This window comes from Arthrobacter sp. SPT-J7 (genome assembly GCF_059089965.1).
This window is the reverse complement of the sequence record NZ_JBNHFF010000001.1, coordinates 554,510-580,298: the sequence shown is the minus strand read 5'-3', so window position 1 is coordinate 580,298 and position 25,789 is coordinate 554,510. Positions and strand designations below refer to the sequence as shown.

Below are 25,789 nucleotides of genomic sequence, written 5' to 3'. Positions count from 1 at the left end.
GGGGTTGGGAGGTACGGCGGTGCCGTCCCCGCGGCCGCGGGGACGGCAGTTGCCTTGGTGGCGGGAGCGGTTACTGTTCCCGCCGATAGAAGGGCAGTTCGACGACGTCGAACGGCTCCGGCTTGCCGCGCAGGTCCACGTCCACCCGGGTTCCGGGCTCGGCGTACTCGGCGTCCACGTAGGCCAGCGCAATCGGGTAGCCAAGCGTGGGGCTGGGCTGGCCGGAGGTGACTTCGCCGATCGTCTGGCCGTCCTTCAGCACCGGGTAGTGGGAGCGGCCGGCACGCCGTCCGGCGCCCTTGAGGCCCACCAGTTTGCGGGCCGAGCCCTTTTCCTTCTGTGCCTCGAGGGCGCTGCGGCCCACGAAGTCGCTGTCCTTCTTGAGCGAAACCACACCGCCCAGCCCGGCATCGAAGGGGCTGGTCTGCAGGCTGAGTTCGTTGCCGTACAGCGGCATGCCGGCTTCGAGCCGGAGCGAGTCGCGGCAGGCCAAGCCGGCCGGCAGCAGGTCAACGCTCCGCCCGGCCTCCAGCAGGGCGTTCCAGAGCGAGCCGGCGTTGAGGTTCGGGACGTAGATCTCGAAGCCGTCCTCGCCGGTGTAGCCGGTGCGGGCCAGCAGCAGCTTGCGCGGCGCCCCGTCCACAGTGAAGCTCACCTCGTCGGCGGAGTAGTACTTCATTTCCCGCACCGTGGCGTGCTGGGCCGCCGGCACCAGCTGGAGCAGGATCTCCACCGATTTGGGGCCCTGGACGGCCACCAGCGAGGTGTCGGCCGTGGCGTCCTCCACGGTGACCTCGAAGCCCTTAGCCCGTGCCGCCAGTTCCGCGGCGACCGTCGGGGCGTTGCCGGCATTGGGCACCACCAGGTAGCGGTCCCCGTCCTGGGTCGCAGGACGCCGGTAAATGATCAGGTCGTCGATGATCCCGCCGTCGGCGTTGCAGATCAGCGAATACTTGGCCCGGCGCTCGGCGACGGCGGAGAGCTTGCCGACCAGGGCGTAGTCCAGGAATTGTCCGGCTTCCGGGCCGGTGACCCAGACTTCGCCCATGTGCGAGAGGTCGAACAGCCCGGCGCTGTTGCGCACGGCTTTGTGTTCGGCCAGTTCGCTGCTGTACTTCAGCGGCATCATCCAGCCGCCGAAGTCGGTGAAGGAAGCACCCAGCCGCTCGTGTTCCTCGTAGAGCGCGGTGTGCTTGGGCGTGGTGGTGGTCTCGGTAGTCAAAGGGTGCAGACCTTTCCTAGTTCTCGAAAGCTTCGGGCGGCGGGCAGCTGCAGATCAGGTGGCGGTCGCCGGCGGCGCCGTCGATCCGTCCGACCGGAGCGAAGTACTTGTCCACCTGCAGGCCAGGCACCGGGAAGGCAGCCTGTTCGCGGGTGTAGGGACGGTCCCAGTCGGAGCTGACCACGGCGGCGGTGGTGTGCGGGGCCAGCCGCAGCGGGCTGTTCTCCAACGGGAAGTCGCCGTTGAGCACCTGGTCGATTTCGCCGCGGATGGAAATCATCGCGTCGATGAACCGCTCGATCTCTTCGAGGTCCTCGGACTCGGTGGGTTCCACCATCAGGGTGCCGGCCACCGGGAAGGACAGCGTGGGTGCGTGGAAGCCGTAGTCGATCAGGCGCTTGGCCACGTCTTCAGCGGTCACGCCGGACTTCGCGGTGAGTTCGCGCAGGTCCAGGATGCACTCGTGTGCCACCAGCCCGTCGTTGCCGGTGTAGAGCACCGGGAAGTGCTCGTTCAGCCGCTTGGCGACGTAGTTGGCGGCCAGCAGTGCGCTCTTGGTTGCCTCGGTCAGCCCTTCGCCGCCCATCATGGCCACGTAGGCCCAGGAGATCGGCAGCACGCCGGCCGAGCCGTACTCGCTGGCGGAGACGGGCACGCCCTTGCCCTCGTGTTCGGCCAGCGCGGCGTTGCCGGGCAGGAACGGCACCAGGTGCTCGGCCACGGCCACGGGTCCGACGCCGGGGCCGCCGCCGCCGTGCGGGATGCAGAAGGTCTTGTGCAGGTTCAGGTGCGAGACGTCGCCGCCGAACTTGCCCGGCTGGGCCAGTCCGACCAGCGCGTTGAGGTTGGCGCCGTCGATGTAGACCTGGCCACCGGCCGCATGCACCGCGTCGCACACGTCGCGCACGTCGGCGTCGTACACCCCGTGCGTGGACGGGTAGGTGATCATGATGGCGGAGAGCGCGTCGGCGTGCTGGTCGATCTTCGCGCGCAGGTCGGCGTGGTCGATGGTGCCGTCCGGTGCGGTGGCGACCACCACCACCTTCATGCCGGCCAGCACGGCCGAGGCCGCGTTGGTGCCGTGGGCCGAGGCGGGGATCAGGCAGACGTCGCGCTGGTCGTCACCGTTGGCCAGGTGGTAGCGGCGGATGGCGAGCAGGCCGGCGTATTCGCCCTGCGAGCCGGCATTGGGCTGGATGGAAACGCCCGCGTAGCCGGTGATCGCGGCGAGGCGTTCCTCCAGGTCGGCGATCAGTTCGCGCCAGCCGGCCGTCTGGCTGGCGGGAGCGAACGGGTGGATGGAGGCAAATTCCGGCCAGGTCATCGCTTCCATTTCCGCCGTGGCATTCAGCTTCATGGTGCAGGAGCCCAGCGGGATCATGGTCCGGTCCAGCGCCAGATCGCGGTCGGACAGCCGGCGAAGGTAGCGCAGCATCCGGGTCTCCGAGCGGTAGCTGTGGAACACGGGGTGGTCCAGGTAGGACGAGCTGCGCAGCAGGTCTTCCGGCAGCTCAAAGCGCGGCCCGGCAGCGGCCTCGGCAATCTTGCCGGCTGCGTCCTCCACGCCGAACGCCTCCGCAACCAAGGCGAGGTGCTCCGCCGTCGTTGTTTCATCGGTGGAAATGCCCACCTGGTCGGCGTCGATATGGCGCAGGTTCACGCCCTTGGCCTCGGCGGCCGCGACGATCTCCGCGGCCTTGCCCGGCGCCTTGACCGTGAGCGTGTCGAAGAACTGGTCGGCGGCCAGGCTGAAGCCGGCGCCGGTGAGCACCCCGGCGAGGGTGCGGGCGGCCTGGTTGGCGTGCTCCGCGATTGCCTTCAGCCCCTCGGGGCCGTGGTAGACCGCGTACATGCTGGCCACCACGGCGAGCAGCGCCTGCGCGGTGCAGATGTTGGAGGTGGCCTTCTCGCGGCGGATGTGCTGCTCGCGGGTCTGCAGCGCCAGGCGGTAGGCGGGGCGGCCGGCGTCGTCCTTGGAGACACCCACCAGGCGGCCGGGCAGCGAACGCTCAAGTCCCTTGCGCACCGCCATGTAGGCCGCATGCGGGCCGCCGAAGAACAGCGGGACGCCGAAACGCTGGGTATTGCCGACGGCGATGTCCGCCCCCTGCTCGCCCGGCGGCGTGATCAGGGTCAGGGCCAGCAGGTCCGCGGCCACGGTGACCAAGGCGCCGCGTTCCTTGGCCTGCGCGATCACCGGAGCGTGGTCGAAGATCCGGCCGGAGGCTCCCGGCTGCTGCAGCACGATGCCGGAAATGTCGCCCTCAGGCAGCCCGGCGGAAAGATCAGCCACCTCTACCTCGAAGTCCAGCGCCTTGGCCCGGCCCTTGACGACGGCGATGGTCTGCGGCAGCAGGTCCGCGTCCAGCACGGTCTTGCCGGCGGCCTTGGCCTTGTTAGAGCGGCGCATCAACAGCACGGCTTCGGCCACCGCGGTGGCTTCGTCCAGCAGCGAGGCGTTGGCGATCGGCAGTGCGGTCAGGTCCTGCACCATGGTCTGGAAGTTCAGCAGCGCTTCCAGCCGGCCCTGCGAGATCTCCGGCTGGTACGGGGTGTAGGCGGTGTACCAGGCCGGGTCCTCCACGACGTTGCGGCGGATCACTGGCGGAGTGATGGTGTCGTAGTAGCCTTGGCCGATCATCTGCACGGCCATCACGTTCTTGGCAGCCAGGGCCCGCAGGTCGCCTAGGACCTGGGCCTCGCTGCGCGCCTCGGGCAGGGCAAGCGGTTCCTGTTGGCGGATGTCTGCGGGCACCGCAGCGTCCACGAGATCGTCGACACTTGCGTAGCCCAACTGCTTGAGCATGACTTCCGCGTCGTTCCGGCGCGGGCCGATGTGGCGGTCTGCGAAGGAAGTGCTGCCGGGCCGGGTGGCAAGGTTGGCTTTAGCCGTCATTGAGGAACTCCAGTTAATCTCCGCCATGGGGTGGCCATGCCGGTAGTGAAGGGTTCCTCCCCGCTCTGTGGCTGAACCTGAGAGATTCCGCAGGACGGCACGGGAGCCGGTTCCTGCTTGCACCGTCGGTGAGCCGGTCCACGAACGGTCCGGCTGCTTTCCAGAGTTGCCTCTTCGCGGCGGTACAGGGGCCTGAGAGATTCCTGGGGAGGTATTGCTCCTACGGCGCCTGCTGACCTAGTGCTCAGCAGGACTCTCCCGCCGCATGTCGAAGGCTGTATGCAGTTGTTTCTAACTCCTTGAATGGTAGTCGAGCCACCCCCGGGCAACAAGGTGGTGACGGTTCCTAGACTTCGCCGCGGGCGAGCATGCCCTTCACGTACGCGGCCTGGCCGATGTGTTCCATGCAGTCGTCCATCACGCTGACCAACCGGACGCCCAGCTTCACGTGCGGGTCCCACCGGGTGTCGACAATCCGGTCCAGATCGTCCTCGGTGAGTCCGGCCAGGTAGGCCAGCGTGCCGGCATGCACGTCGTCGTAATAGTCGCGGAGCAAGTCGGCCGATTCCACCCGCACCGCCGCGACTTGTTCGGGCGTGTGGCCGAAACCATGGTCCTTCTCGGCCAGCGGCAGGTTGAAGCGCTTCGACCAGCCGGCAAGCCAGTACTGCTGGGTACCGGCGACGTCAGCTATGTGGTCGTCCTGGATGCGGGTCAGGTGCCAGACCAGCCAGCCGATCGAGTTGCTGTCGCCGCCGGGTTGGGCAGCCAACTGGTCGGCGTCCAAGCCTTCCAGCACGTGGTGGACGCGTTCCTGGATCCGCCCGTAGGCATCGGCCAGCAGGTCATTGAACTTCATGGCGCCTCCTCGTGGCGGACTCTGCCGTCAGCCTACCGGCGCCCGGCTGGCCGCGGAACGGGCCGCCGCTTCAGTTCCGGAGGGAATCCTCCAGATACCGGGGGCGCCCCACGATGACCAGGCCGACCGCCAGGAGAAGCAGGGCAGCGCCCAACAGGCCGAAGGACGCACCCCAGCCGCCGCTGACGTCGCGCAGCAGTCCGAAGGCCAGCGGGCCGGCGCAGGCGACGGTGTAGCCGATCCCTTGCGCGAACCCGGACAGCGCTCCGGCGCCGGCGGTGGTTCGGGTGCGGAGGTTGACCAGCAGCAAAGCCAGGGCGAAGGTGCCCTGGCCCAAGCCGGCCAAGGTGATCCAGAGCCAGGTACCGAACGACGGCGAGAGCAGCAGGCCGGCGTACCCGGCCACGTAGAAGCCGATGAAGAGCAGGCCCAGGCCCAGCGGATTGCGCAACCGCGCCGCGATCAGCGGCACCAACAGGCTGGTCGGCAGGGCCAGGATGGCGTAGTAGGCCAGCATGGTGCCGGCCATCGGCGGCAGCATCCCGCTGTCCACCAGCAGCGGCGGGAGCCAGGTAAACATGGCAAAGGTATTGGACGAGGTCCCGGCGAACACCAGGGCCAAACCCCAGGCGAGCGGCGATCGCCAGACGCGCACCGCCGTCGTGCTGGTAGTGGTGGCTGCGGCTGTGGCCGCTCCCCCGTCACCCGGCGCGGGACCGGTTGCACTCGCTCCGCCAACACCCGCCGGGTCCGCCGCGGCATGGCCCAGCGGCGGCCGTGCGCCGTCGCCGTGAGCCGGCTGAAGCGGGTCCAAACCGCCGGGGCGATAGGGCTGCAGCACCAGGCGGGAAATTTTGCGCCGGGAATGCTCCGTCCACGCAGTCACCAGCCACGGCACAAGGGCCGCCACGCTCACGGCCGCCCAGACCCCGATCGAGAAACGCCAGCCGGCAGCCTGCTCAAGCGGCACGGCCAGCAGCGGGCTGAGCGCGGTGCTGACCGCCAGCAGCGTCACGTAGAGCGCCGTGACAAGGCCGATCCGGTCTGGGAAATAACGCTTCACCAGCGGCGGCATCAGGATGTTGCCGATGCCGTAGCCGGCCATGGTCACGCCGGACAGGACCAGGAACGACGGCACGTCGGAGGCCATCGCCCGGCCGAGTTGACCGACCGCGGCCATGAGAATTGCCACCAGCAACAGGTGTTCCAACCCGAGCCTCCGCAGCAGTACCGGCACGGCGAACCCGGCGGCGGCGAAGGCCGCGGTGGGCAGCATGCCCAACACGCCGGTGGAGGCGGTACCGAACGGCAGATCCGCAGCCATGTCTGCCAGCACCGGCGAGACGCCGGAAACGGCCAGCCGCAGGCTCAGCGCGAGCAAGAGGATGCCGGCGAGCACTGTCAGGCGGCCCGCAAACGGGCTGGGCTTCCGGGGTGCCGGGCTGGGGTTGGAGCGGAAGCGGTCCCGCGGTTGGGTATCGGCAGTCTGTTGTGCGGTCGAGGTCAAGCTTGGTCCATGGGGTCGAGCGGCCGGGCGGGGACGGCCGAAGCATTTCGGCCGGGTTTCACCTTATCCCCTCACCGGGCCGCCTCCCGGCAGACCCGCAGACCGGCTACGAACTCTCCGGCGCCAGTTCTTCGGCGAGGATCCAGAACGTCCGGCGGAGCCTTTCCACGGCAGCGTCAGGCTGGCCGCGCTGCAAGTACTGCACCGTCTCGTCCCAGCCGTCGGTCCAGATGGGATAAGCGATGGCATGTTGGAAGAGGTGCAGCCGGGCCAGGGAACGGCCGAGCACATGGGTGTTCACTTCCCGCAGTTCCTGATGGTTGCCTGCCTGCAGGATGATGTCCACCAGGCCGCCGATGGCGCGGTGGGACCCAAGCATGTCTTCGTGCTGCAGGGCGGTCCGCAGATCGTCCGCCAACGTGGCCATTCTGCTGATCTCCTCGGGCGACAACCTCGGGGCAGCTCGTTCAAACAGCGCCACCAGCACCACGCCCATCACGTCCAGGAGCTGGACAGCCTGGTGCCGGCCGAGATGGACGATGCGGTGTTCATGCCCGGTCGCCTCAATCAGACCTTCTTCCGCGAGGGCTGCGACCGCGTCGTGCATCAGAGCGTTTTCGGTGCCAAACCTGCTGGCGAGTCCGGACACGGTCACCGGAGTGCCAGGTGCCAGCCCGCCGGACAGAATCTCGTCCCGTACCCTCTGGACGGCCTTGTCCATCTCTTCCGCCCGATCGGCCGTGCTGCCCACCATGAAGACCTCCTGCCGCGTGGGGTTATGACTGGCGTCACATATAAGTAATGTACGTGAAAAGGTGGATCGGGGTCAGGCCGCTGGCTACTCTAATGAGACCTGCAGCACAGCGTCGTGCGGCAGGTTCTAAACGTGCAGTCAGGAGGTGCCCGGATGAACGCCATGTATGGTGCCCGGATGAACGCCACCTATACTGCGTCTGCCGCGGCCAACAGCAAGAATCCGCATGACTGGGGCCGGGCCATGTCCACCGCGCTGTGCGATCTGGTTCAGCAGCGTGAAACCGACGCCGCAGCGCCCGAGGAGCTGTACAGCGAAAATTTGCGCTTGGTCATTGAGGAGACAGAGAACGGCGTGGAGATCCATCTGTCCTGGTCGCCTGGCGGGCAGGACGGTCTGGCCGGAGGCGCCGGCGTCTAAAGCGTCGCGGCCAGCCTGCTGCGGGAATATGACTGTTCTGCGGCAGCGGATACTGCCAAGATGAGTCCATGGTCTACCGCCAGCCGTACGTGCATGACCTGACCGGAGTCTTTGCGGCTCCGCTCCAGGCATGGAGCGAACCCCACGGACAGATCCGGGGGCATGGGGCGCAGGGCGTGTACTTCGGGGACGACCGGGTCTTGGCCCGCTGCCTGCTCACGGTCAACGGCCAGGAGCCGGAATGGGCCTCCACCCAGTCACGGTCAGCCGGCCGGGCGGACTTTCTCTCCTTCATCCGGACCGCAGCAGAGGGAACAGACCCGCTGGTGACCCTGAACCGCTCTCGCGCGGTGGAAGGCGGCCGGATGGCCGAAGCGTTGACCTTCACCTCCGGGCTCAGCGATGCGCTGGAACTCCGTGTCCGGGTTGATCTGGTAGCGGACGCCATTCCATTGGAACAGGTGCGTGCCGGGGCAGCAGGCGAGGCCGGTTCGGTTGCGCCCGGCGAGGCCCAGTGGAGCTGGCGTCTGGGTACGCGCGCGGTACTGACGGCCCAGGGCGCGGAGACCGGCTTCGACGGCAGCCTGGTCCGGCTGGAATGGACAACCCTGCTCAAGCCGGGCACCGTCGTCGTCCTCGTATGGAGTATTGATTACGACGACGCCGGGGCCCCCCTGACTGCCCCCTCCGCACCCGTGCTGCGCACGCCGTCCGTCGCGGGAGACTCCCGGCTGCAGCGGCTGATGAACCGCTCACTGACCGATCTCAACAGCCTGCGCATGACGGCGCGGGAGGCCCCGGCCGACGTCTTCCTGGCCGCGGGCGCCCCGTGGTTCCTGACGCTGTACGGCAGGGAGTCGTTGGTGGCGGCCCGGCTGCTGCTGCCGGTCGATTCCGCCGTCGCGGAGGGGACGCTGCGTGCGGTGGCCCGGTGGCAGGGCACGGTGGAGAGGCAAGATACCGGCGAACAGCCCGGCCTGATGGTGCAGGAAGTGCGGCAGCGCCGGCTGTCGATGGCCGTGGATGCAGTGGTCCGGGAGCTTCCCCCGGTCATCTACGGGTCACCAGATGCCACGCTGCTCTGGATCGTGCTGCTGCACGATGCCTGGCAGTCCGGCATGCCCGAGGACGCTGTCCGCGCCCTGCTGCCCCAGCTGGAGGCTGCGCTGGGTTGGCTGCGCCATGACGCCGATCCCGACGGCGACGGCTTCGTGAAGATGCCGGTCCCGCCCCTGCAAGGGCCTGCGCACCAGGGCGATGGGGACACCCGCGGCGCTTACCGCTATCTGGACGGCGGTACGGCGACCGGAACCGTTGCACCGGCGGAGCTGCAGGCCTCTGCCTACGAGGCGGCCCGCGCGGCTTCGGTGCTGCTGGACTACTTTGGCGCAACCAACGCCGGCCACGAGTGGCGCGACTACGCAACGCGGCTGGCGGTAAGCTTCCGCGATCGGTTCTGGTGTTCGGACGACGCCGGACCTTACCCGGCGATGGCACTGGACGACCGGGACCGGCAGGTCGACGGCGTCGGATCCGGCATGGGGCATCTGCTGGGCACCGGGCTGCTGGACGCCGAGGAAACCCGGGCGGTGGCCGCGCGGCTGATGGACCGGACGCTGTTCACCGGCTACGGCATCCGCACGCTGTCCACGGCGAACCCGGGGTACTGGCCCACCCGCCGCCGCGCCGGGGCGGTCTGGACCCCGGACACGGCGTGGATTGTGATGGGCCTGCTGCGCACCGGCTTCCAGGAGGAGGCGGCGCGCTTGGCGGCAGGATTGCTCGATGCCGCCGAAGGTTTCGACTACCGGCTGCCGGAACTCTTCAGCGGACAAGCTGCACTGGAGGTCCGTCCGCCGCTGCCTTACCCGCCGGCCTGCCGCCCGCATGCCGGTGCGGCCGCGGCCGCGGTGCCCGTGGCGCTGGCCTTGGGTGGCTTCAGGGCCAGCGCACTCTAGCGCTGGCCAGCGGTGGGCCGTTCGGGCGGTTGGCCCGCGGTCGGCCGCTGGCCAACCGCGGCACTGCGACCCCCGCTAGCCCCGCGGCACATCCGGGCCCGTGGGCCAGCGAAGCAAGGCCGCAATGTTCTTCCCTCCCGGCAGCGCACCTTCCGGGACCATGGTTACCCGCGCGTCGGTCAGCGCCGCGGCCCGCACCAGCGCCGCCGGCGCAGGGATCTTGGCCAGCAGCTCGCCGTTGACCGGTTGCTCGCCGGCGGTGGCAATCCAAGGCTCTGCGTTCAGCACATGCACGTGGTGATCGGCGAGCGCGTTGTCGTTCATGATCAGCGTGCCCACCTGCGCCTGCTGCAGCGCGCGGATGCACTCGCCCAAACCCGCGGTCCATTCCGGGTGGGCCTGTCCGGTCTGGTTGGCCAGCCGGTTCAGGACCGCTTTGCGTTGTTCGGTCCAGACGTGCGCCACCCGGGCGGCGATTTCGGCGCGGAGCGCTTCCTTGTCGGCGCCGCCGGTGCGGGTATGCGATTCGAAGGTGGACTCGATGGCCCGGCTGGCTTCGGAGAGCTGCTCGACCACCAACTCACGGGCCCGGATGTCGCCCGCGATAATCAACAGCCGCGCCTTGCTGGCCTGCACCACGCGATCGATCTCGGCCGCGATCTCATCGGCGTTCCTGCGCCAGATTTCCTCTGTGCGGTGCTGGTAGCGGCCCTGCGACCACCCGCCGCCGGGAATCTTGGTCAGGTTCTCCCGGTCGCCTTCCACCATCCTCGTTTCCACCACGCCATTTCGGCGCGCGTACTGCAGATGGACTTCACCGCCGTCCCGGCCAACCTCTGCCACAACATACGGGAAATCCTCGCCGCGCGCCTTCAACAGCGGCACAAGGTTCGGGATCGGACCGACTTCGACAACTTCGGGCCCGGACAACGCACCCGGAAGCACCTCGTTGACCTCCGCCTCGCCGCCGCGCACCAGCACATAGCGACTGACCGGCGACGGCATGCCGGTGGCCGGGGAAACGGCGTCGATCACGGCCTCTATATCCGCTTTCGCGGCGCCCTGCTTTTCGAGCGATTCACGCAGTCTTTCCGGCAGCACATCCCCCGCCCGGAGCGCTTCCACGGTCCCGGCACTGGCATCCACATAGACCGTAATCCACGGTCCCGGCTTCTTGCACAGCTCCGCGTACATCTTGTTCGCTGCGTGGGTCGTGTTGACCAGCTCGGCCATCGTGATCACCTTCCCGGGCGATAGGAAATGCGGGTTTTCTTGATCAGTAGCCCTCACGGTAGCACCGGAAGTTTTGCCCTTGAAGGGGCTGCAGAACTTGATCCGCACCGGCCCGGCCAATCGGTTCACGGGCCCCGTTTTCGCCGTTGGTCAGCGGTTGTCCGGGTGCGGAATTTCGCTGTCCGGGCCCTGCCCGCGGCCCCTCCTTGCGGCCCGGCCCCCCGCTGACGGTTGCGCCCAGGGCCGCGCCAAGGGCAATCCACCACCGGATCTGGCCGGGGCTAGCCCCTTTGGTACTCCGCATGCTGGCGGTGTGCTTCAGCCACTTGTTCGCGGATCTTGTCCACGTCCTTGGCCTTGTTGCGGTACTTCGGCTCCATTTGCTCGATCTGGCGTTCTTCCTCCACCAGCAGTCCGTAGATTCGTTCGCGCTCTGCCTTGTCCGCGGTGTAGGAGAGGTCAATGTAGTTGAGCGCGTGGCGGCGGGCGTTGTTAATGGCGTTCTGCGCCTTGCCGGCCTTGCTCAGCAGCGAGGCGACAACGGTGACCACCAGAATGCCGATAATCACGGTGAGCGAGAGTCCGGTCGAGATCTCGATGACCGGCACCGGATTGCCGTCGTTGACGAAGGGCAGGTTGTTCTCATGCAGTGCGTGCAGGATCAGCTTCACGCCGATGAAGGCCAGGATCGCTGCCAGACCGTAGGACAGGTAGATCAACCGGTCCAGCAGGCCGTCGATCAGGAAGTACAGCTGGCGCAGGCCCATCAGCGAGAACGCGGTGGCGGTAAAGACGATGTACACGTTCTGCGTCAGGCCAAAGATCGCGGGAATGGAGTCCAGCGCGAACAGGATGTCCGTGCCGCCGATGGCCACCATGACCAGCAGCATCGGGGTCAGGGCACGCTTGCCGTTCTGGATGGTGAACAGCTTGTCGCCGTCGTAGTAGTCGGTGGTGTGGAAGAAGCGCTTGGCCAACCGAATGATGAAGTTGTCCGCTTCATCGCCGCCATGGCTGGGCTTGAGCAGGTTGCCGGCCGTCACGATCAGAATCAGGCCGAAGAGGTAGAACACCCACGCGAAGGAGTTGATCAGCGCCGCGCCGAGGAAGATGAACCCGGTACGCGCGATCAGCGAGAAGACAATGCCGAACAGCAGCACCTTCTGCTGGTCTTCGCGGGGCACGGCGAAGCTGGCGATGATGATGAGGAAGACAAACAGGTTGTCTACCGAGAGCGCCTTCTCCGTGATGTAGCCGGCGAAGTACTCGGAACCCATTTCCACGCCGCCGAAGATCAGCACCAGAATGCCGAAGACGATGGCGATGCCCACATACAGGGCGGACCAGATGGCGGCTTCCCTCAGCGACGGCACGTGAGCCTTGCGGATGTGGAAGAAGTAGTCGAACGCAAGCAGCGCAAGGATGACAACGATCGTGATGCCCCAGATCAGGGGAGAAACGCTCATGTTTCCCTTTCGTAAGCGGGTAGCGGTATAGGCCGCAAGTCTCTCCTCCGGCACTGCCGGTCGCTGCAGCCGGCCGGGCGTCGGTGCCCTACGTGTTGACGGCTGCAGCGCATTGGGGATACTCCCTTACGCAGTTGTCAGTCTAACGACGACGGCGTTGCTCGCCTAATGATGCAAGGGAAACCCAAGGTGCTCCGCACAGGATCGCTCTATGGAACGGGCCCTGCCGCTGCTGACCGCTGCCGTCCTGCTCGCTGCCTTGACCGGCTGCTCCCCGGGCGTGGACGAGGCAACAGTGCCACCCGCGGCCGAAGGGGAATTGACCGGCAGCACCGCGACGCCCGGCGAGCCGCTCTCCGGCAACTCCTCCCCACAGGACCGGCCCACCGGCGCAGCGAAGGCCCGGATCGTTGCCGGTGCGGGCGGCACCCAGCGCGGCCACGGCGCCTACGTCTGCAAACTCATTGCCGGCTCCAGTGTCGGCCTGTCGGCGGCCAAAAACTCCGTCGCCGGCAGCGGCGCGGCGCTGGCCCTTGATGCCACCGAAAGCGGCACCACGGTGCTGGAACTGCCGGCGGGCGAAAACAACCTCGCTACCTACTGCACCGACCCCGGAGGGGTTGGGCCCAACTTCACCGGAACCAGCGCAGCCTTCGTCGTCACAGCAGGCGGCAGCACCGAGGTCGAAATCACCGCCGCCCCACGGCCCTAACCATCGACGGTCCAGCCTCGGAGCCCCGGTACCTCGGGGCTCCAGCCGGCTCCGAACTCCCGCACCGCAACATCCCGCCGCCTGCCACTCTGTAGGATAACGGCCGGATGGGTGATAGCTTTCGACGAACTGGCAGCGAGCTCGAAGCAGACCAAAGGTAAGGGAGTACCACCATGTCCTACTACGTGGAGTATGTCATTCCGGCCGACCCGGACGAGGGAAACTTTGAGTTTCCGGTCAGCGAAGAGCAACGCGGCTATACGGTGCCGCTGAGCGAAACCGATGCCGACGTCATCAGCACCGATAAGCTGCCCGTCCGGACCGAGGTGTTCGGTGCGTCCTTGACCGAGGCCAAAGAAGCTGCGGAGTCCATCCTGTCCAACAGCAAGGCGGACCAGGCGCGGCTCTTCGACGATCCCGACGACTCAATGCTGCCGGGAGCGGGCACTTTGGTCGCCAGCTACACGGAGAGCGACGGCTGGCAGGACCACGAATAGCCGCTAGACGAGCGGCCCGGCCGACTCCGGGAGGCAACACCTATTCGCGCAGGACCACGTCCGCGGCTTCGGTGGACCGGTCGGTGACAGTGGTCGGTGATTCCAGGTGCACGGCGCCGGAGGGCAGGATGCCGGCGCCGCCGTAGCGTTCCATGACCTTTAGTTGGGCGACTACATCCTCGCCGGCGTGGCCGGGCGGCAGTTCCCGCCAGAACTCGAAGCCGCCGCAATCCAACAATGCGTCCCGCCGGTACAACACGCAGCCGCCGGCCCACGCGATCTTGTAGAGCAGCCAGCCGCCGTCGGGAATCCCCAGCTCCGCGGCGATGTGGGTCAGGTTCGCCGCGTTGTGCAGCTGCCAGCGGGCGAACCGACTGTCGGAGCGCCGGATGCGCTCGGGAAGCACCGGGCCGTCCCACAGCTCAAAGGGCTCCTGCTCCCCCGGGCGAACATCGTCCAGAAAGGAGATACCTTGCACGGCCGCTCCAACAAACCCGCAGCCTTCCTGCCGGATGGCCGTGGTCATGCGTGCCAACATGCCCGGTTCAAGCCACACATCGTTATCCAGGAACAGCACAAGTTCGGCGGTGGCCAGGCTGAGCAAGAAGTCGCGCTGCTCGGCCAGGCCGCGCCGGGGCAGATGCCGTTCCAGCCGGACGGGCCGGCCTTGGGCCTCCAACACTCTGGTCATCGCAGCAACTGCCGGGTGCTTCCAGGCGGGCGCTCCGTCAGACTGGTCGCTGATCACCACGGAGAAGGCCGGGCCGTCCTGGGCCGCCAGCCCGGAAAGCGTCACGGCCAGTTCCGCCTCCCGGCCATAGCTGGGCACCAGCACCTCCAGCTCGGGCCAGGGCTCCGGGGGTGGCAGGGCCCAGCTGCCCGCACTCCTGCGGCTCATGCCGAATCGGCTCCTGCCGCCTGCGGCGAGCCTGTTCCTGCCGAAGGCGCCGAGCCGCGGATGCGCCGGACCACGGCCGTGGTGGAATGGTCGGCGACGTAATCCAGGATGCAGACCTCGCCGCCGCAGGCCTCCACCACCGCCGTCTCCTCCAGCATCTCCGGCGAATAATCCCCGCCCTTCGCGTAGATATCCGGCCGGATCGCTTCGATCAGCGGGATGGGTGTGTCCGTGTCGAAGACGGTCACGTAATCCACGCAGCTGAGCGCAGCGATGATGCCGGCGCGGTCCGCAGCCGCGTTGATCGGCCGGTCGGGCCCCTTCAGGCGCCGCGCGGACGCGTCGCTGTTCAGCGCCACCACCAACACATCGCCCAACTGTTTGGCCTGGGTCAGGTAGCGGGTGTGGCCGCGGTGCAGCACGTCGAAACATCCGTTCGTCAGCACAATCCGCCGGCCCGCCGCCCGCTCGGCCGCCACCGCCTGCCCCAGCTCTTCCGCGTCCAGTGCTGCATCTGAGAAGGTGCCCAGGTGCGCGGCCAGGTCCATGGTGCTACAGACCGAGGTGCCTCGCCGGTGCACCACCACATCGGCGGCCGCTTGAGCCAAGTCCAGGCTGGTACTCAACGGCAGGCCTGCGGCCCGAGCCAGGGTCAGGCACGCCACGTAGGTGTCGCCCGCCCCGGAAGCCTGCTTCTCGGTAACCGGGCTTGCCCACGTTCGGTGCGTGCCGCCGTCGTGCATCAACAGGAGAGAGCCGTCCTTGTCCAGCGTGACGACGGCGGCGCCCGCCCCGGTTGCCTCGAGCAGTTTGCCGGCATGGGCGGCCACTGCGGCAGCCCGGTCGGTGTCCGGGTCCAGTGTCACCCCCAGCAGGGCGGCAGCTTCTGCGGCGTTGGGCGTGACGAGATCCGGTGCTATCCCCGACCACAGCGACGGGTCGTGGGCATCTACCACCAGCAGCCGGCCGCCGCGGTGCCGGGCCAGCACGCTGCGCACAGCATCGCCCAACCCGCCGGTGCCGTAGTCGCAGACCACTACGGCGTCGCTGCCGGCCAAGGCAGTAGGCACAGCCGCAGCCAGCCGCTCCTGGGCGGCTTCGGGCACCCGGTCCATGGTCTCGTCCAGGCGCAGCATGATCTGGTCGCCGCCGATGATGCGATACTTGGTGGTGGTCAGGACGTCTTCGTGTTCCACCAGCCCCGAGGTGTCCACCCCCGCTCCCTGAAGCAGCGTACGCAGCTGCCGTCCGGCGTCGTCCGGTCCAATCAAGCCGACCATGCGCACCCGCGCGCCGAGGGCGGCCAGATTCATGGCCGTGTTGGCGGCGCCGCCCGGGGCATACTCCCGTTTGGCCATGTCCACTACCGGTGCCGGCGCCTCCCGGCAGAACCGCTCGATTCGTCCGCTGAACCAGCCGTCCAGCATCACATCGCCCACCACGGTGACCTGCGGTGCAGCCTCGGCCAGCCGGGCCGGCAGCCAGCCGGCGAGTCCGGAAACATCCGACAGGGGGGTGCTCATGGCCGCGCTCCGCCGGGCAGGCCCAGATGGACCACTTTGACCGCGCTGAACTCGTCCAGCAGTTCGGGCCCATAGCCGAAACCGTGGCCGCTGGCCCTGCGGGGCTGGGCGGAGCCGCCGGGCGCGCCGCCGAAGACCGCGTTGACCTTGACGGTGCCGACTTGGAGCGCTGCCACGGCGCGGTGGGCATGTTCCATGTCCGCTGTCAGGACGTTCGCGGCCAAGCCGTACCGGCCTTCCGTCGCGAGCCACAGCCCGTCGTCGAAGCTGTCCACCACCTGGACCGGGGCCACCGGGCCGAAAGTCTCCTCCTGCATCACGGCCATGTGGTCGGCGCAGTCCAGCAGGACGGTGGCCGGGTAGTGCGCGCCGGGGCCTTCGGGCACCACACCGCCTTCGGCTGCCGTCGCGCCGAGCGCGAGCGCTTCGGCCACCTGCGCCTGGACGCTGTCCCTCAGCCGGCGGTCCACCAGCGGGGCCATCAGGCCCTCCGCGTTGCGCTGGCGGGCCTCGGCGACGAGCGCTTCACAGAACCGTTCGGCGACGGCCCGGTGCACATAGATGCGTTCCACCGAGGTGCAGATCTGCCCGCTGTTGGTGAAGGCACCAATGGCTGCCTGTTCGGCCGCCCACACGGGATCGACGCGGTCGTCCACAATCAGCGGATCGTTGCCGCCGTTCTCCCTGATGACATGGGCTCCGGTGAGGGCTGCCGCCCGGGCAATCCTGGCGCCGGTGAGGCTGGAGCCCACGTGCGCGATGACGTCTACGTCCGGGTTGCTGGCCAACGCGGCACCCACTGCCGGTCCGCCGTTCAGCGTGGTCATGACCTGCGCGGGCAGCACGTCGGAGAAAATCCGGCCCAGCAGTTCACCCAGATGCGGGCAGCGTTCGCTGGGTTTGTGCAGCACGGTGTTGCCGGTCGCCAGCGCCGCGCCCAGCAACCCGGCGGCCACCGCCACCGGATCGTTCCACGGCGTCAGCACCACTGCCACGCCACGCGGTTCGCTGACTGTGTAGTCGACGGCCAGCTGACCGCCGCGCAGGCTGCGGCCGCGATGCACCGGCCCCAACTGCGCGTACTGCCGCAGCGTTCCCGCCCCGGCCATAACGCCCTCCAGGGCTTCGTGTATGGGCCGGCCGGTTTCGCGGGCGTTCAGCTCGGCAAGCTCCGCGGCGTGCTCCTGCAATGCTGCGGCGGCGGCTTCCAGCAGTTCACCGCGAACCGCAGCGTCGGTGCCGGCCCAGCCGGGTTGGGCTGCTTTGGCGGAGGCGACGGCGGCGCGCACCTCGTCGGGGGTTGCTTCCTCCAGCGTTCCCACCAGGCTGCCGTCCCTGGGGTCGTACACCTCCAGCGAGACAGTGTCCCGGGCAGTATCGGAATCGGTGGTCATATCGCTCCTCCCGTCCAAGGCAGGGCCAAGGCCGGCCCGCTGGTCTCTGGTTTAGGTCCACATTCACGCAACGCCGGTGCGCTGCCCGCCGCGGGGAATCCCCGCCGACAGCAACGCCTGCCGCATCGCGTGGTACTGGATTCCTACCCCTCGCCGCGCGCTTTCAGACAGTCCCAGCCGAAGCCGGATTCTTTCGCCGTGTCCTCGGTTTCCCCCGCGGCGGAACACGGTTCCGGTGGGCCGCGAGCACCTCCTGGCGGGTTGCGGGCTCTGGCCAGCGGCCCGGAAGCGCCCTAGGGTGAATTTCACGGCGGGGCTCCCGTGGGCGGACTTATTGGGGGCCGTGGGAGACAGGGAAGCCCCGAAACTGCTGCAGTGATGAAACCCCGGAGCCGGCAAGAACCGGCTGCCGCGGGCGTGGATCCAGGAGGTCAAGATGACAGATTCCCCGACAGGCGGCGCCGCTTTCGGCAACCAGCGGCTAAGCACCGAGGCCAGGCACGGGATCGGAATCGGACCGGTGCTGCAGCCCTTCGAGGACGTACGCAAAATAGCGGTCCTCCGTGGCGGCGGCTTGGGCGACGTGCTGTTTTCGGTCCCTGCCCTTGAGTCGCTCGCTGCCGCCTATCCGGAGGCGACCCTGACCCTTTTGGGCACTGAGGCACACGCAGCGCTGTTCCGCGGCAGACCCAGCCCGGTGAACCGGGTAGAGCCGCTTCCGTTCGCGCACGGCGTCCGGCCGGGACCGGAGGACCCGCAGGCTGTGGCGCAGTTCCAGCAGCGGATGCGCGGCGAGCAGTTCGACCTGGCGGTGCAGCTGCACGGCGGCGGCCGGAATTCGAACCCGTTCCTGCTGGAACTGGGTGCACGGCACACGGTGGGTACCCGGACCGAAGACGCGGCGGCGCTCGAGCGGACCATCCCATACCTCTATTACCAGCACGAGGTGTTGCGGGCGCTGGAAGTCGTGGGCCTGGCCGGCGCGGCCCCGGCCGCGCTCCAGCCGGAGCTGGAGCCACTGCACGATGAAGAGGCGATGCTGGCCGGGCTGCTCGACGACGGCCGGCCCTCGCTGGTGACCATCCACCCGGGTGCCACCGACCCACGGCGGCGCTGGCCGGCGTCGCACTTTGGCCAGGTGGCTGCTTGGGCGGCGGACGACGGGTGCCAAATCCTGGTGGTGGGCGATCCGTCCGACGTCGCGCTGGCCGACGAAGTGGTGGAACGCGGCCGCGAGACAGCCGGATCCGGCAGCGGCAGCATCAGCTCCGTGGCCGGACGGCTGGGCCTGGACGAGCTGTCCGCACTGCTGCGGGCCAGCGACGTGATGGTGGGCAACGACAGCGGTCCGCGGCACCTGGCCCAGGCGGTCGGCACACCAACGGTCGGCATCTATTGGGCCGGGAACATGATCATGGCCGGGGCGCTGGGCCGGACCATGCACCGGGTGCACATGTCCTGGATGACGAACTGCCCGGTCTGCGGGGCGGATCTGACCCAAGTGGGTTGGACGGCCGAACGCTGCAGCCACCAGTTCCCGCTGACGCGGGAGATCCGCGCAGAGGATGTCTACGCGGATCTCCGTCAGCTTAGGGCCACGAGTCTTCTTCTTCGTGGCAAATGACCATCTCGCGCACTTCGCAGCCCTTCGGCTGTGAGAGCGCGAAGATGATGGCATCGGCCACCCGTTCCGGGTCGTTGAGCCGGGAGTCGTCCTGCGGCTTGTACTGCTCGGTGCGGTCATCGAAGAACCTGGTCTTCATGCCCGCCGGAATCATCGTGGTGACGCCGATCTGCCCGCGGGTTTCGGCCGCCAGCGCGCGGCTGAAACCCACGACGCCGAACTTGGAGGCGCAGTAGGCGGTGGCGTCGGAGACGGCCTTGATCCCCAGCGACGAGGCCACCGTGATCACCCGTCCGTGCGAGGACATCAGGTGCGGCAGGGCGGCCCGCACCACCGAGACGGTACCCATCAGGTTGACCCCAATGACCTTCTCCCATTCCTCGGCGGGGACGTCCTCCAGGCGTCCGCAGCGGTCGATGCCGGCGGCCGTCACCACGGCGTCAAGCCCGCCAAGCGTGTCGGCGGCCTGCTGCACGGCTGCTTCGACGGCGGCGCGGTCGGCGACGTCGACCTCCACGCTCTTGGCCTGGCCCACCCGGCTCACGTCGCGGTCCAGCACCACCGGGGTGCCGCCGGCCGCCAGGACCGCTTCCACCACGGCGGCTCCGAGACCGGAGCCTCCGCCGGTCACCAGGACACGGCCGGGATTGGTTGCTGCAATACTCATGTTTCCTCCTCGGGTTCGAAATGGCGGTTTCCCGCCGGGGCTATCGGGTGGAGAGCAAGCGGCATCCCGGGAACCCCGGGCTCCGCCCTCCTCGCCACTGGATGGTTGCTGCTCCGGTGGCCTCAGCCGACCTTCGCCAGCGCTGCGGCCAGACCGGTGGTGGAACGGGCCGGGTAGTAGGGCACGGTGACGGTCTGACCGCCCCACGACTGCAGCAGCCGGGCTTCGGGCAGCTGGTCGGCGGTGTAGTCGCCGCCCTTGACCCAGATGTCGGGACGCAGCCGTTCCAGTGCCGCTTCCGGAGTGGATTCATCGAAGACCAGCACGGCATCCACGCATTCCAGCGCCAGCAGCAGTTCGGCGCGGTCCTCCTGGTTCATGATCGGGCGTTCCTCACCCTTCAGCCGGCGGACCGAATCGTCCGAATTGAGGCAGACGATCAGGCAGTCGCCCAGCTTCCGTGCGGCCGCCAGCGTTCTGGCGTGGCCTGCGTGCAGTAGATCGAAGCAGCCCCCGGTAGCCACCACCGTGCCGCCGGCTTCGCGCGCCTGGGCGGCAACCCGCATGGCGTCCACGCCGGGCCCGCGCAGCTGGACCGGCGCGGTCTCTTGGCGCAACGAGGCCACGCCGCCGGCTGCGAGGAAGGCCGCCGCCTGCCCAACGGCTTCCTCCACCGAGGCGTTCAGCGGGAGCCCGGAGGCCAGGCCCACGGCCAGTGAGGCGGCGAACCGGTCGCCCGCGCCGCAGGTATCGGCCGCGTCCGCCGCGGGGGCGGGAATGGCCTGCGGCAGTTCGCCGTCCTGCTGGACTATCGCTCCTTCCTCGCCCAGCGTGACGACGACGGCGCGGCTGTTCCAGCGCGAGCGCAGTTCGGCGGCCGCGAGCGCTGCTTCGCCGGTGCCGCCCTGCGCCAGTCCGACCATCCGCAGCGCCTCCGGCAGGTTCGGCGTCGCGGCAGCCACGCCCTCGACCGGATCCGGGCCGGCAGGATGTGGGTCCCAGACCACCGGAATCCGGTGCACCAGCGGAGCGAGCGCGTCGCGCAGCGCGGGTGCAGCCGCCAAGCCGCGGCCGTAGTCCGCCACGATGATGGCGTCGGCCGTTCCGAGCGCGTCAAGCATGTCCGGGGTCGGAACCGGCAACGGGGCGGGGGCGCAGCCCTCGTCCACCCGGACCACCGACTGGCCGCCGGCGCGGATGCGGGTCTTCACCGGCGTCGGCGCGCCCGATGGCCCGGCGACCACCTGGATCCCGTCCAAGGCATCGCGCAGCCGCGAGGAGGCATCGTCGTCGGACAGTGCCGTCACCAGAAGGACGTCCCGGCCATCGCGGGCCAGCATCCGGGCAACCAGCCCCGCTCCCCCGGCACGGTACGTCGTTTCGGCAGCGTCCACCACCGGCACCGGTCCGTCCGGGCTCAGCCTGGTAGCTGCCCCTTCCACATCGGCGTCCAGCAGGATGTCGCCCACCACTACAATCCTCATGACCGGGTCACCCCGCTGTGTGGGCCTCGTTCTGCGTCTGCGGTGGAGTTCGCGTGCCGCGCCACCTCGGCGTCGAACGCCCGGCACATCGCGTGCAGCGCCATCAGGTGGCCCTCCTGCACATTGGCAGGCAGCGCGTCCACGGCCACGTAGTCGTCGCAGAGCCTGGTCAACGGGTTCGGTGCGCTGCCGGTCAGCGCCCAGCTGGTGATGCCAATGTCGCGGGCAGCTTCGGCCGCCCGCAGCAGGTTCTCGCTCTTGCCGCTGGTGGTCAGCAGGAGCAGCACATCGCCGGCCCGCCCGTGGCCCAGCACCTGCCGGGCGAAAAGATGGTCGTAGCCGTAGTCGTTTGAAATCGCCGTGACAGCCGACGTGTCCGCGTGCAGTGAGATGGCGGAGAAGGCCTGCCGTTCGCCCTCGAAACGGCCCACCAGTTCCGCGGTGAGGTGCTGGGCTTCGGCCGCGGAACCACCATTGCCGGCCGCCAGCAGCCGCCCGCCGTCAAGCAGCCGCCGGGCCAGCTCGGTTCCCCAGCCGGCCAGTTGCCCGGCCTGGGCGCGCAGTGATTCCACCGCGGGCTGCACGGCCTGCAGGTGCGCCAGCACGGCGTCCACCGCCTCGGTTCCGGTGTGCCGCTCAGGGGCCGCCGGCACCGGGACGAGTGCGGGACCTGGCCGGAGATAGGCGTCGGTCCGGGCGCGCGGGGCGGCAGCGGTTGGCGCACCGGTGCCGGCGGTTGTGGGGCGGCCGTCCGTTACTGCGCGTTTCACAGTGCTTCTCCTTCGAGTTGCCGGGCTCCGACGGCGACTGCGCTGGACCCTTGGTTAACTGCCAGGTGATAGGCCTTTTCGGTGTCCGCCGCCACCCGGTCCCATGAGTAGCGGGTGCGGGCACGCTGTTGCCCGGCTTTGCCCAGTTCCCGGCGCAACTCCGGATTCGCCAACAGCTCGGCGACTGCGTCCGCTATTGCCTGCGGGTCCCGCGGCGGCACGTGCAGACCGGTCTTCCGGTCCACCACGGTGTCGATCAGGCCGCCAACCGAGGCCGCGACCACCGGAACACCGCAGGCCATCGCTTCCAACGGGACAATCCCGAACGGTTCGTACCACGGCGCGCAGATGACCAGGTCGGCGCTGCGCAGCACCGGCGGGATTTCGGTCTGCGACAGCTGGCCGCGCAGCACCAGTTGGTCTTCCACGCCGAGTTCCCGGGCCAGGCCGCGCAGCCGCTGGGCTTCCGGATCGGCCGCCAGCCCCGCTGCCCCGGCAGCCCCGCCGACCACCAGCAGCTCGACGTCGTCGATGCCTCGGTCCTTGAGCAGCCGCAGGGCGCGTACCGCCAGATCGATGCCCTTGCGCGGAACCAGCCGGCCGAGCGTCACAATCCGGTGGGTGCGGCCGCGCGGTTCGGCCTCGCCGTCGGCGGTGAAAAGTGCCACATCCACGCCGCAGGGGGCGATGGACACATTGCTGCGCGGGATGCCCATGGCCGCCAACTCGAACACCTCGTCGGAGCAGGTGGCGATGATGCGGTCCACGTCGCGGCCCACCAGGGGTTCCAGCCAGGCGCGCTGTGCCGGGCTGGTGTCCTGGGCGCCCTGGTGGCGCCGCTTCACGGTGCCAAGCGCGTGGAAAGTCTGCAGCACCGGCACCTGGCAGCTGCCCGGGCGGCGTGCTGCATCAAGGGCAGCGACGCCGGACATCCAGAAATGCGCGTGCACCACATCCGGCGGGTTCTCCGCCCAGTCCGCGCTGATGCCGTCGGCCAGCTGGCCCATGAACGGCAGCAACTCGTCCTTCGAGACCGGTTCCGGCGGGCCGGCGTTGATGTGGACCACCTCCACCCCGGGCCGCATGGTGACGCGGGCCGGCAGCAGCGGATCATCGCGGCGGGTGTAGACGCTCACGCTGTGCCCGCGGCGGGCCAGCGCTGCGGAAAGGGCCGCCACGTGCACGTTCTGGCCGCCGGCGTCCACCCCGCCCAGCGCGGCCAGCGGGCTGGCGTGTTCGGAAACCATCGATATCCTCACGGCTCTCTCCTCTCGTTGGCGGCCATGGCCCGTCCGGTACGTGTGGTGGTCTCGGCCAGCAGGCTGTCCCAGTTATCCAGGAATGCCTGCAGCCCGTAGTTCTGCAGCGCCACCTCGCGCGCGACGGCGCCGCGTGCCGCAGCCTCGTCCGGATCCTTCAGCAGGCGGGCCGCTTCGCGGCGCAGCTGGCTTACGTCAGTGGAGATGGCCCCCGCTTCCGGTGGAACCGCCCGAGCCGCCTCCGTAGTGTCCAGCGCCACGACCGGCATTCCCAGATGCATGGCTTCCAGCAGCGCCAGGCCCAGCGACGTCCAGCGCAGCGGGTGCAGGTAGAGGCGGCAGCGTGCCAGCTCGGCGTGCAGCAGGTGGCTTGGCAGATCTCCCCGGACGCGCAGCTGGTCTGGGCCCAGATCGGTGGCAGCGGCCAGCTGGTCGGTTCCCATGCCGAACACGTCCAGCGGCCCTGCCTGCGCAAAAGCCGGCAGCAGGTCCGTCCCGGTGACGCGCCAGCGGCGTACCGGTTCGTTGACCACCACGCCCTGGCGTTCCAGTTCTCCGGTGTAGAGCTTGCCGGGGTCCACGATGCCGTGCTCGATCACGGTGGTCCGGGCCGTTCCGCAGTCCCAGAACAACTCGTTGAAGTGGGTGACGTGCACTATCGTCATGTCCTGCTGGTCGGCCAGCGGATGCAGCGAGTTGGGCACATCGCCCTTGGGCGTGTTGTGTTCGAGGAACACCGCGGGAATGTCCCGTCCCGGCCGGCGGCCGAGCAGCCGCTCGCATTCCTCAATCTCCTCGGGCCGCTGCAGCACCACCACATCGGGTTCCTCGTCGCGCAGTCGGCCCGGCTCCACGTCCCGCACCGACGGCGGCCAGTCGCGGCCGGCGCGGCCCAACCCCCACGCGCCGCCCTCGGCCGTGGCGGGCAGCAGGTACTCGTGACGGCCGCGCACAAAAGCGTCGGTCCAGCCACCATGGACATGCCAGAGCAGAATCTTCATGCGTTCCTCATCTTTCTCCGGGCGGACAGGTACGTCACATCGCGGGTCAGCCGTTGTACGGCCTCCAGCACTTCTTCCGGGGCCACATTGGACAGGCAGGGATGCCCGGGAACCGGGCAGATGCGGGCACGGCTGAGCCGGCACGGCGCATGCTGGTCACCGAGCAGCTCCAGCGGGACTTTGTAGGGCGCCCAGCGGATCGCCGGCACCACCGGCGCGAACAGTGACACCACCGGGGTGCCTACGGCGGCGGCAAGATGCGCGGGTCCGGTGTTCCCGGTGACGACGGCGGAGGCTCCGGCGAGCACTCCGGCCAAGCTCCGCAGGTCCGTTTGCCCGCCCAGGTCCAGCGCACCCGGGACGGCCACGGTGGCGGTCAGCTCCTGCTCCTGCGGGCCGCCGGTGACCACCACCCGGTATCCGGCGCCGATCAGCAGTTCGACGGCGGCGGTATGGTGCAGCGGCGGCCAGGCCCGGGCCGGAACCGCCGCGCCGGGATGGACCGCGATGTACGGCTCGCCGCCGGTCAGGAACGAGGTATCCGGAATGTCGCGTACCTGCAGCCGGCCGTCATCGCCGGCGGGCAGCCGGTAGCCGGCAGCCGCGGCGATCTCCAGCGCACGCTCGGCCTCCGGCTGGTCCTCCGGAAAGTCTTCGCCCGGGCGGAGCCGCCGGTCCAGCAGCGAGCCGGCGTAGTCCACGGAAGCCCCCGTGATCTGCCCGACGCCGGCCAGCCGCAGCAGCAGCGCCAGCGGCAACGGGGACTGGTGGAAGGAGGTCAGAATGATGGCCTCGGAGATGCGGCTTGTCCGTACCCAGTCCACCAGCGCCGCAACGTGGTCCTGGGTTGCCGGCGGTGCAGGGTCCACAATCCACGGACTGGCCCAGCTGAAAACCTCGGCAACGCCGGGAAGCAATTCCGCGGCGGCTTTGCCCTGCGGGCCACACAGCATCACGACGTCGTTGGGGCTGCCGCCTTGGCCCGCTGCCACTGCCCGCACCGCCGGACCGGCCAGCAGCACATCGCCCGCGCTGTCCAGCCGCGCCACCAGCACGCGGCTCACGGGCGCCCCGCCAGCAGAAGGGAAACGGCGTCGGCCAGATTCTCAGCCACCAGTTCGGCGGCCTCCACCTCTTCGCGCCGAGTAACCGGCGTCGGCACCAGCACTCCGGTTGCGCCGGCGGCGGCGGCAGCCTCGACGTCGGCCCCGATGTCCCCGATGTAGGCCACGTCGGACGGATCCAGTCCCAGCCGGTGGCAAGCCGCGAGGATCATCCCGGGCTGCGGTTTGCGGCAGCGGCAGCCGTCGTCGGGGTGATGCGGACAAATTTCCCAGACGTCAAAGGGGCCGAGTAACTCTTCGACCCGCGCATTGACCGCGTCGACCTGATCCCGGTTCAACAGTCCGCGGCCAATGCCGGATTGATTGGTCAGCACTCCGCAGGGCAGCCCCGCGGCCCTGACCGCCTCGAGTGCCTCACGGGCGCCGGCGACGGGCCGGACCTCGGCGGGATCCGGGTTATAGGGCACGTCCGTGACCAGGGTGCCGTCCCGGTCGAACAGGATGGCCCGCGGCGGGGAGACTGCGGTTGCGCTCATACCAGCACTGTTCCCAGCAAAGCCGCGACCTAAACACTTCTGCCG

22 protein-coding genes and 1 riboswitch are annotated in these 25,789 nt (G+C 68.9%); of the genes, 5 read left to right on the top strand and 17 right to left on the bottom strand.

The features are described from left to right. Positions 1–70: 70 nt before the first annotated feature. From gcvT to AC5RWX_RS02690, 5 genes are all read right to left on the bottom strand, one after another. Positions 71–1,222, bottom strand: coding sequence for a glycine cleavage system aminomethyltransferase GcvT (gcvT, locus tag AC5RWX_RS02710; protein WP_493944972.1), 1,152 nt, complete (start codon positions 1,220–1,222; stop codon positions 71–73). A 16-nt stretch (positions 1,223–1,238) separates the two neighbouring features. After that, the gene (gene gcvP, locus AC5RWX_RS02705; protein ID WP_493956628.1) at positions 1,239–4,118 is read right to left on the bottom strand and encodes an aminomethyl-transferring glycine dehydrogenase; all 2,880 of its coding nucleotides are present in this window, start codon (positions 4,116–4,118) and stop codon (positions 1,239–1,241) included. A gap of 170 nt (positions 4,119–4,288) precedes the next feature. Further along, a riboswitch (glycine riboswitch) is annotated at positions 4,289–4,389 on the bottom strand. Between the two features lie 75 nt (positions 4,390–4,464). Further along, positions 4,465–4,977, bottom strand: coding sequence for a mycothiol transferase (locus AC5RWX_RS02700; RefSeq protein ID WP_493944974.1), 513 nt, complete (start codon positions 4,975–4,977; stop codon positions 4,465–4,467). Positions 4,978–5,047: 70 nt separating this feature from the next. Then, a complete protein-coding gene (locus tag AC5RWX_RS02695) occupies positions 5,048–6,484 on the bottom strand; it encodes an MFS transporter (protein ID WP_493956629.1) in 1,437 nt (478 codons plus the stop codon). A 106-nt stretch (positions 6,485–6,590) separates the two neighbouring features. Continuing rightward, entirely contained in the window at positions 6,591–7,238 is a 648-nt protein-coding gene (locus AC5RWX_RS02690; protein WP_493944976.1) for a GntR family transcriptional regulator, read from the bottom strand. 153 nt (positions 7,239–7,391) lie between these two features. Between AC5RWX_RS02690 and AC5RWX_RS02685 the strand changes: the two genes are divergently transcribed. Together AC5RWX_RS02685 and AC5RWX_RS02680 are read left to right on the top strand one after the other, a co-directional pair. Then, positions 7,392–7,658 carry a hypothetical protein gene (locus tag AC5RWX_RS02685; protein ID WP_493940843.1) on the top strand — a complete coding sequence of 89 codons (267 nt, stop codon included), beginning with the start codon at positions 7,392–7,394 and terminating at the stop codon, positions 7,656–7,658. Between the two features lie 68 nt (positions 7,659–7,726). Further along, a complete protein-coding gene (locus AC5RWX_RS02680; RefSeq protein WP_494096953.1) occupies positions 7,727–9,616 on the top strand; it encodes a glycogen debranching N-terminal domain-containing protein in 1,890 nt (629 codons plus the stop codon). A 75-nt stretch (positions 9,617–9,691) separates the two neighbouring features. Here AC5RWX_RS02680 and AC5RWX_RS02675 read toward each other — a convergent pair whose 3' ends face one another. Together AC5RWX_RS02675 and AC5RWX_RS02670 are read right to left on the bottom strand one after the other, a co-directional pair. Further along, complete coding sequence (locus AC5RWX_RS02675; protein ID WP_493956631.1) at positions 9,692–10,849, bottom strand: baeRF2 domain-containing protein; 1,158 nt, start codon at positions 10,847–10,849, stop codon at positions 9,692–9,694. A 281-nt stretch (positions 10,850–11,130) separates the two neighbouring features. Next, complete coding sequence (locus tag AC5RWX_RS02670) at positions 11,131–12,315, bottom strand: TerC family protein (protein ID WP_493942243.1); 1,185 nt, start codon at positions 12,313–12,315, stop codon at positions 11,131–11,133. A 211-nt stretch (positions 12,316–12,526) separates the two neighbouring features. Between AC5RWX_RS02670 and AC5RWX_RS02665 the strand changes: the two genes are divergently transcribed. Both AC5RWX_RS02665 and AC5RWX_RS02660 read left to right on the top strand, forming a co-directional pair. Continuing rightward, positions 12,527–13,027 carry a hypothetical protein gene (locus tag AC5RWX_RS02665; RefSeq protein ID WP_493956632.1) on the top strand — a complete coding sequence of 167 codons (501 nt, stop codon included), beginning with the start codon at positions 12,527–12,529 and terminating at the stop codon, positions 13,025–13,027. Positions 13,028–13,200: 173 nt separating this feature from the next. Next, entirely contained in the window at positions 13,201–13,524 is a 324-nt protein-coding gene (locus AC5RWX_RS02660; protein ID WP_493944980.1) for a hypothetical protein, read from the top strand. 40 nt (positions 13,525–13,564) lie between these two features. Here AC5RWX_RS02660 and AC5RWX_RS02655 read toward each other — a convergent pair whose 3' ends face one another. The 3 genes from AC5RWX_RS02655 to AC5RWX_RS02645 are packed head-to-tail and all read right to left on the bottom strand — an operon-like array spanning position 13,565 to position 17,339. After that, entirely contained in the window at positions 13,565–14,422 is an 858-nt protein-coding gene (locus AC5RWX_RS02655; protein ID WP_493956633.1) for a glycosyltransferase family 2 protein, read from the bottom strand. Beyond that, positions 14,419–15,945, bottom strand: coding sequence for a D-glycero-beta-D-manno-heptose 1-phosphate adenylyltransferase (gene rfaE2, locus AC5RWX_RS02650; RefSeq protein ID WP_493956634.1), 1,527 nt, complete (start codon positions 15,943–15,945; stop codon positions 14,419–14,421). Before rfaE2 (AC5RWX_RS02650) ends, AC5RWX_RS02655 begins: the two co-directional genes overlap by 4 nt. Next, a complete protein-coding gene (locus tag AC5RWX_RS02645) occupies positions 15,942–17,339 on the bottom strand; it encodes an aldehyde dehydrogenase family protein (protein WP_494096952.1) in 1,398 nt (465 codons plus the stop codon). Before AC5RWX_RS02645 ends, rfaE2 (AC5RWX_RS02650) begins: the two co-directional genes overlap by 4 nt. Before the next feature lie 436 nt (positions 17,340–17,775). Here AC5RWX_RS02645 and AC5RWX_RS02640 point away from each other — a divergent pair, with 436 nt between their 5' ends. After that, a complete protein-coding gene (locus tag AC5RWX_RS02640; RefSeq protein ID WP_493956636.1) occupies positions 17,776–18,963 on the top strand; it encodes a glycosyltransferase family 9 protein in 1,188 nt (395 codons plus the stop codon). Here AC5RWX_RS02640 and AC5RWX_RS02635 read toward each other — a convergent pair. The 7 genes from AC5RWX_RS02635 to AC5RWX_RS02605 form a co-directional block, all read right to left on the bottom strand. After that, positions 18,929–19,630: an SDR family oxidoreductase gene (locus AC5RWX_RS02635; protein WP_493944985.1), complete on the bottom strand. Its 702-nt coding sequence runs from the start codon at positions 19,628–19,630 to the stop codon at positions 18,929–18,931. The two genes, AC5RWX_RS02640 and AC5RWX_RS02635, sit on opposite strands and share 35 nt — an antisense overlap. A gap of 122 nt (positions 19,631–19,752) precedes the next feature. Continuing rightward, the gene (rfaE2, locus tag AC5RWX_RS02630) at positions 19,753–21,114 is read right to left on the bottom strand and encodes a D-glycero-beta-D-manno-heptose 1-phosphate adenylyltransferase (RefSeq protein ID WP_493941150.1); all 1,362 of its coding nucleotides are present in this window, start codon (positions 21,112–21,114) and stop codon (positions 19,753–19,755) included. After that, positions 21,111–21,767, bottom strand: a complete 657-nt coding sequence (locus AC5RWX_RS02625; RefSeq protein WP_493945028.1) for a D-sedoheptulose-7-phosphate isomerase — start codon at positions 21,765–21,767, stop codon at positions 21,111–21,113. The genes rfaE2 (AC5RWX_RS02630) and AC5RWX_RS02625 overlap by 4 nt, the downstream gene beginning before the upstream one ends. 113 nt (positions 21,768–21,880) lie before the next feature. Beyond that, positions 21,881–23,143, bottom strand: a complete 1,263-nt coding sequence (locus AC5RWX_RS02620; RefSeq protein ID WP_493944986.1) for a glycosyltransferase — start codon at positions 23,141–23,143, stop codon at positions 21,881–21,883. After that, entirely contained in the window at positions 23,140–24,144 is a 1,005-nt protein-coding gene (locus AC5RWX_RS02615; protein WP_493941152.1) for a glycosyltransferase family 4 protein, read from the bottom strand. The genes AC5RWX_RS02620 and AC5RWX_RS02615 overlap by 4 nt, the downstream gene beginning before the upstream one ends. Beyond that, positions 24,141–25,208 (bottom strand): glycosyltransferase family 9 protein, encoded by a 1,068-nt coding sequence (locus AC5RWX_RS02610; protein ID WP_493944987.1) that lies wholly within the window; start codon positions 25,206–25,208, stop codon positions 24,141–24,143. Before AC5RWX_RS02610 ends, AC5RWX_RS02615 begins: the two co-directional genes overlap by 4 nt. Next, positions 25,205–25,744 carry a D-glycero-alpha-D-manno-heptose-1,7-bisphosphate 7-phosphatase gene (locus AC5RWX_RS02605; RefSeq protein WP_493944988.1) on the bottom strand — a complete coding sequence of 180 codons (540 nt, stop codon included), beginning with the start codon at positions 25,742–25,744 and terminating at the stop codon, positions 25,205–25,207. Before AC5RWX_RS02605 ends, AC5RWX_RS02610 begins: the two co-directional genes overlap by 4 nt. Positions 25,745–25,789 lie beyond the last annotated feature (45 nt).

Coding starts and splice junctions, on each gene's coding strand:
- AC5RWX_RS02640 (WP_493956636.1), top strand. CDS start 17,776: ATGACAGATTCCCCGACAGGCGGCGCCGCTTTCGGCAACCAGCGGCTA.
- rfaE2 (WP_493941150.1), bottom strand. CDS start 21,114: ATGAGGATTGTAGTGGTGGGCGACATCCTGCTGGACGCCGATGTGGAA.
- AC5RWX_RS02685 (WP_493940843.1), top strand. CDS start 7,392: ATGAACGCCATGTATGGTGCCCGGATGAACGCCACCTATACTGCGTCT.
- AC5RWX_RS02675 (WP_493956631.1), bottom strand. CDS start 10,849: ATGGCCGAGCTGGTCAACACGACCCACGCAGCGAACAAGATGTACGCG.
- AC5RWX_RS02670 (WP_493942243.1), bottom strand. CDS start 12,315: ATGAGCGTTTCTCCCCTGATCTGGGGCATCACGATCGTTGTCATCCTT.
- AC5RWX_RS02645 (WP_494096952.1), bottom strand. CDS start 17,339: ATGACCACCGATTCCGATACTGCCCGGGACACTGTCTCGCTGGAGGTG.
- AC5RWX_RS02665 (WP_493956632.1), top strand. CDS start 12,527: ATGGAACGGGCCCTGCCGCTGCTGACCGCTGCCGTCCTGCTCGCTGCC.
- AC5RWX_RS02615 (WP_493941152.1), bottom strand. CDS start 24,144: ATGAAGATTCTGCTCTGGCATGTCCATGGTGGCTGGACCGACGCTTTT.
- rfaE2 (WP_493956634.1), bottom strand. CDS start 15,945: ATGAGCACCCCCCTGTCGGATGTTTCCGGACTCGCCGGCTGGCTGCCG.
- AC5RWX_RS02605 (WP_493944988.1), bottom strand. CDS start 25,744: ATGAGCGCAACCGCAGTCTCCCCGCCGCGGGCCATCCTGTTCGACCGG.
- gcvP (WP_493956628.1), bottom strand. CDS start 4,118: ATGACGGCTAAAGCCAACCTTGCCACCCGGCCCGGCAGCACTTCCTTC.
- AC5RWX_RS02680 (WP_494096953.1), top strand. CDS start 7,727: ATGGTCTACCGCCAGCCGTACGTGCATGACCTGACCGGAGTCTTTGCG.
- AC5RWX_RS02660 (WP_493944980.1), top strand. CDS start 13,201: ATGTCCTACTACGTGGAGTATGTCATTCCGGCCGACCCGGACGAGGGA.
- AC5RWX_RS02700 (WP_493944974.1), bottom strand. CDS start 4,977: ATGAAGTTCAATGACCTGCTGGCCGATGCCTACGGGCGGATCCAGGAA.
- AC5RWX_RS02690 (WP_493944976.1), bottom strand. CDS start 7,238: ATGGTGGGCAGCACGGCCGATCGGGCGGAAGAGATGGACAAGGCCGTC.
- AC5RWX_RS02655 (WP_493956633.1), bottom strand. CDS start 14,422: ATGAGCCGCAGGAGTGCGGGCAGCTGGGCCCTGCCACCCCCGGAGCCC.
- AC5RWX_RS02635 (WP_493944985.1), bottom strand. CDS start 19,630: ATGAGTATTGCAGCAACCAATCCCGGCCGTGTCCTGGTGACCGGCGGA.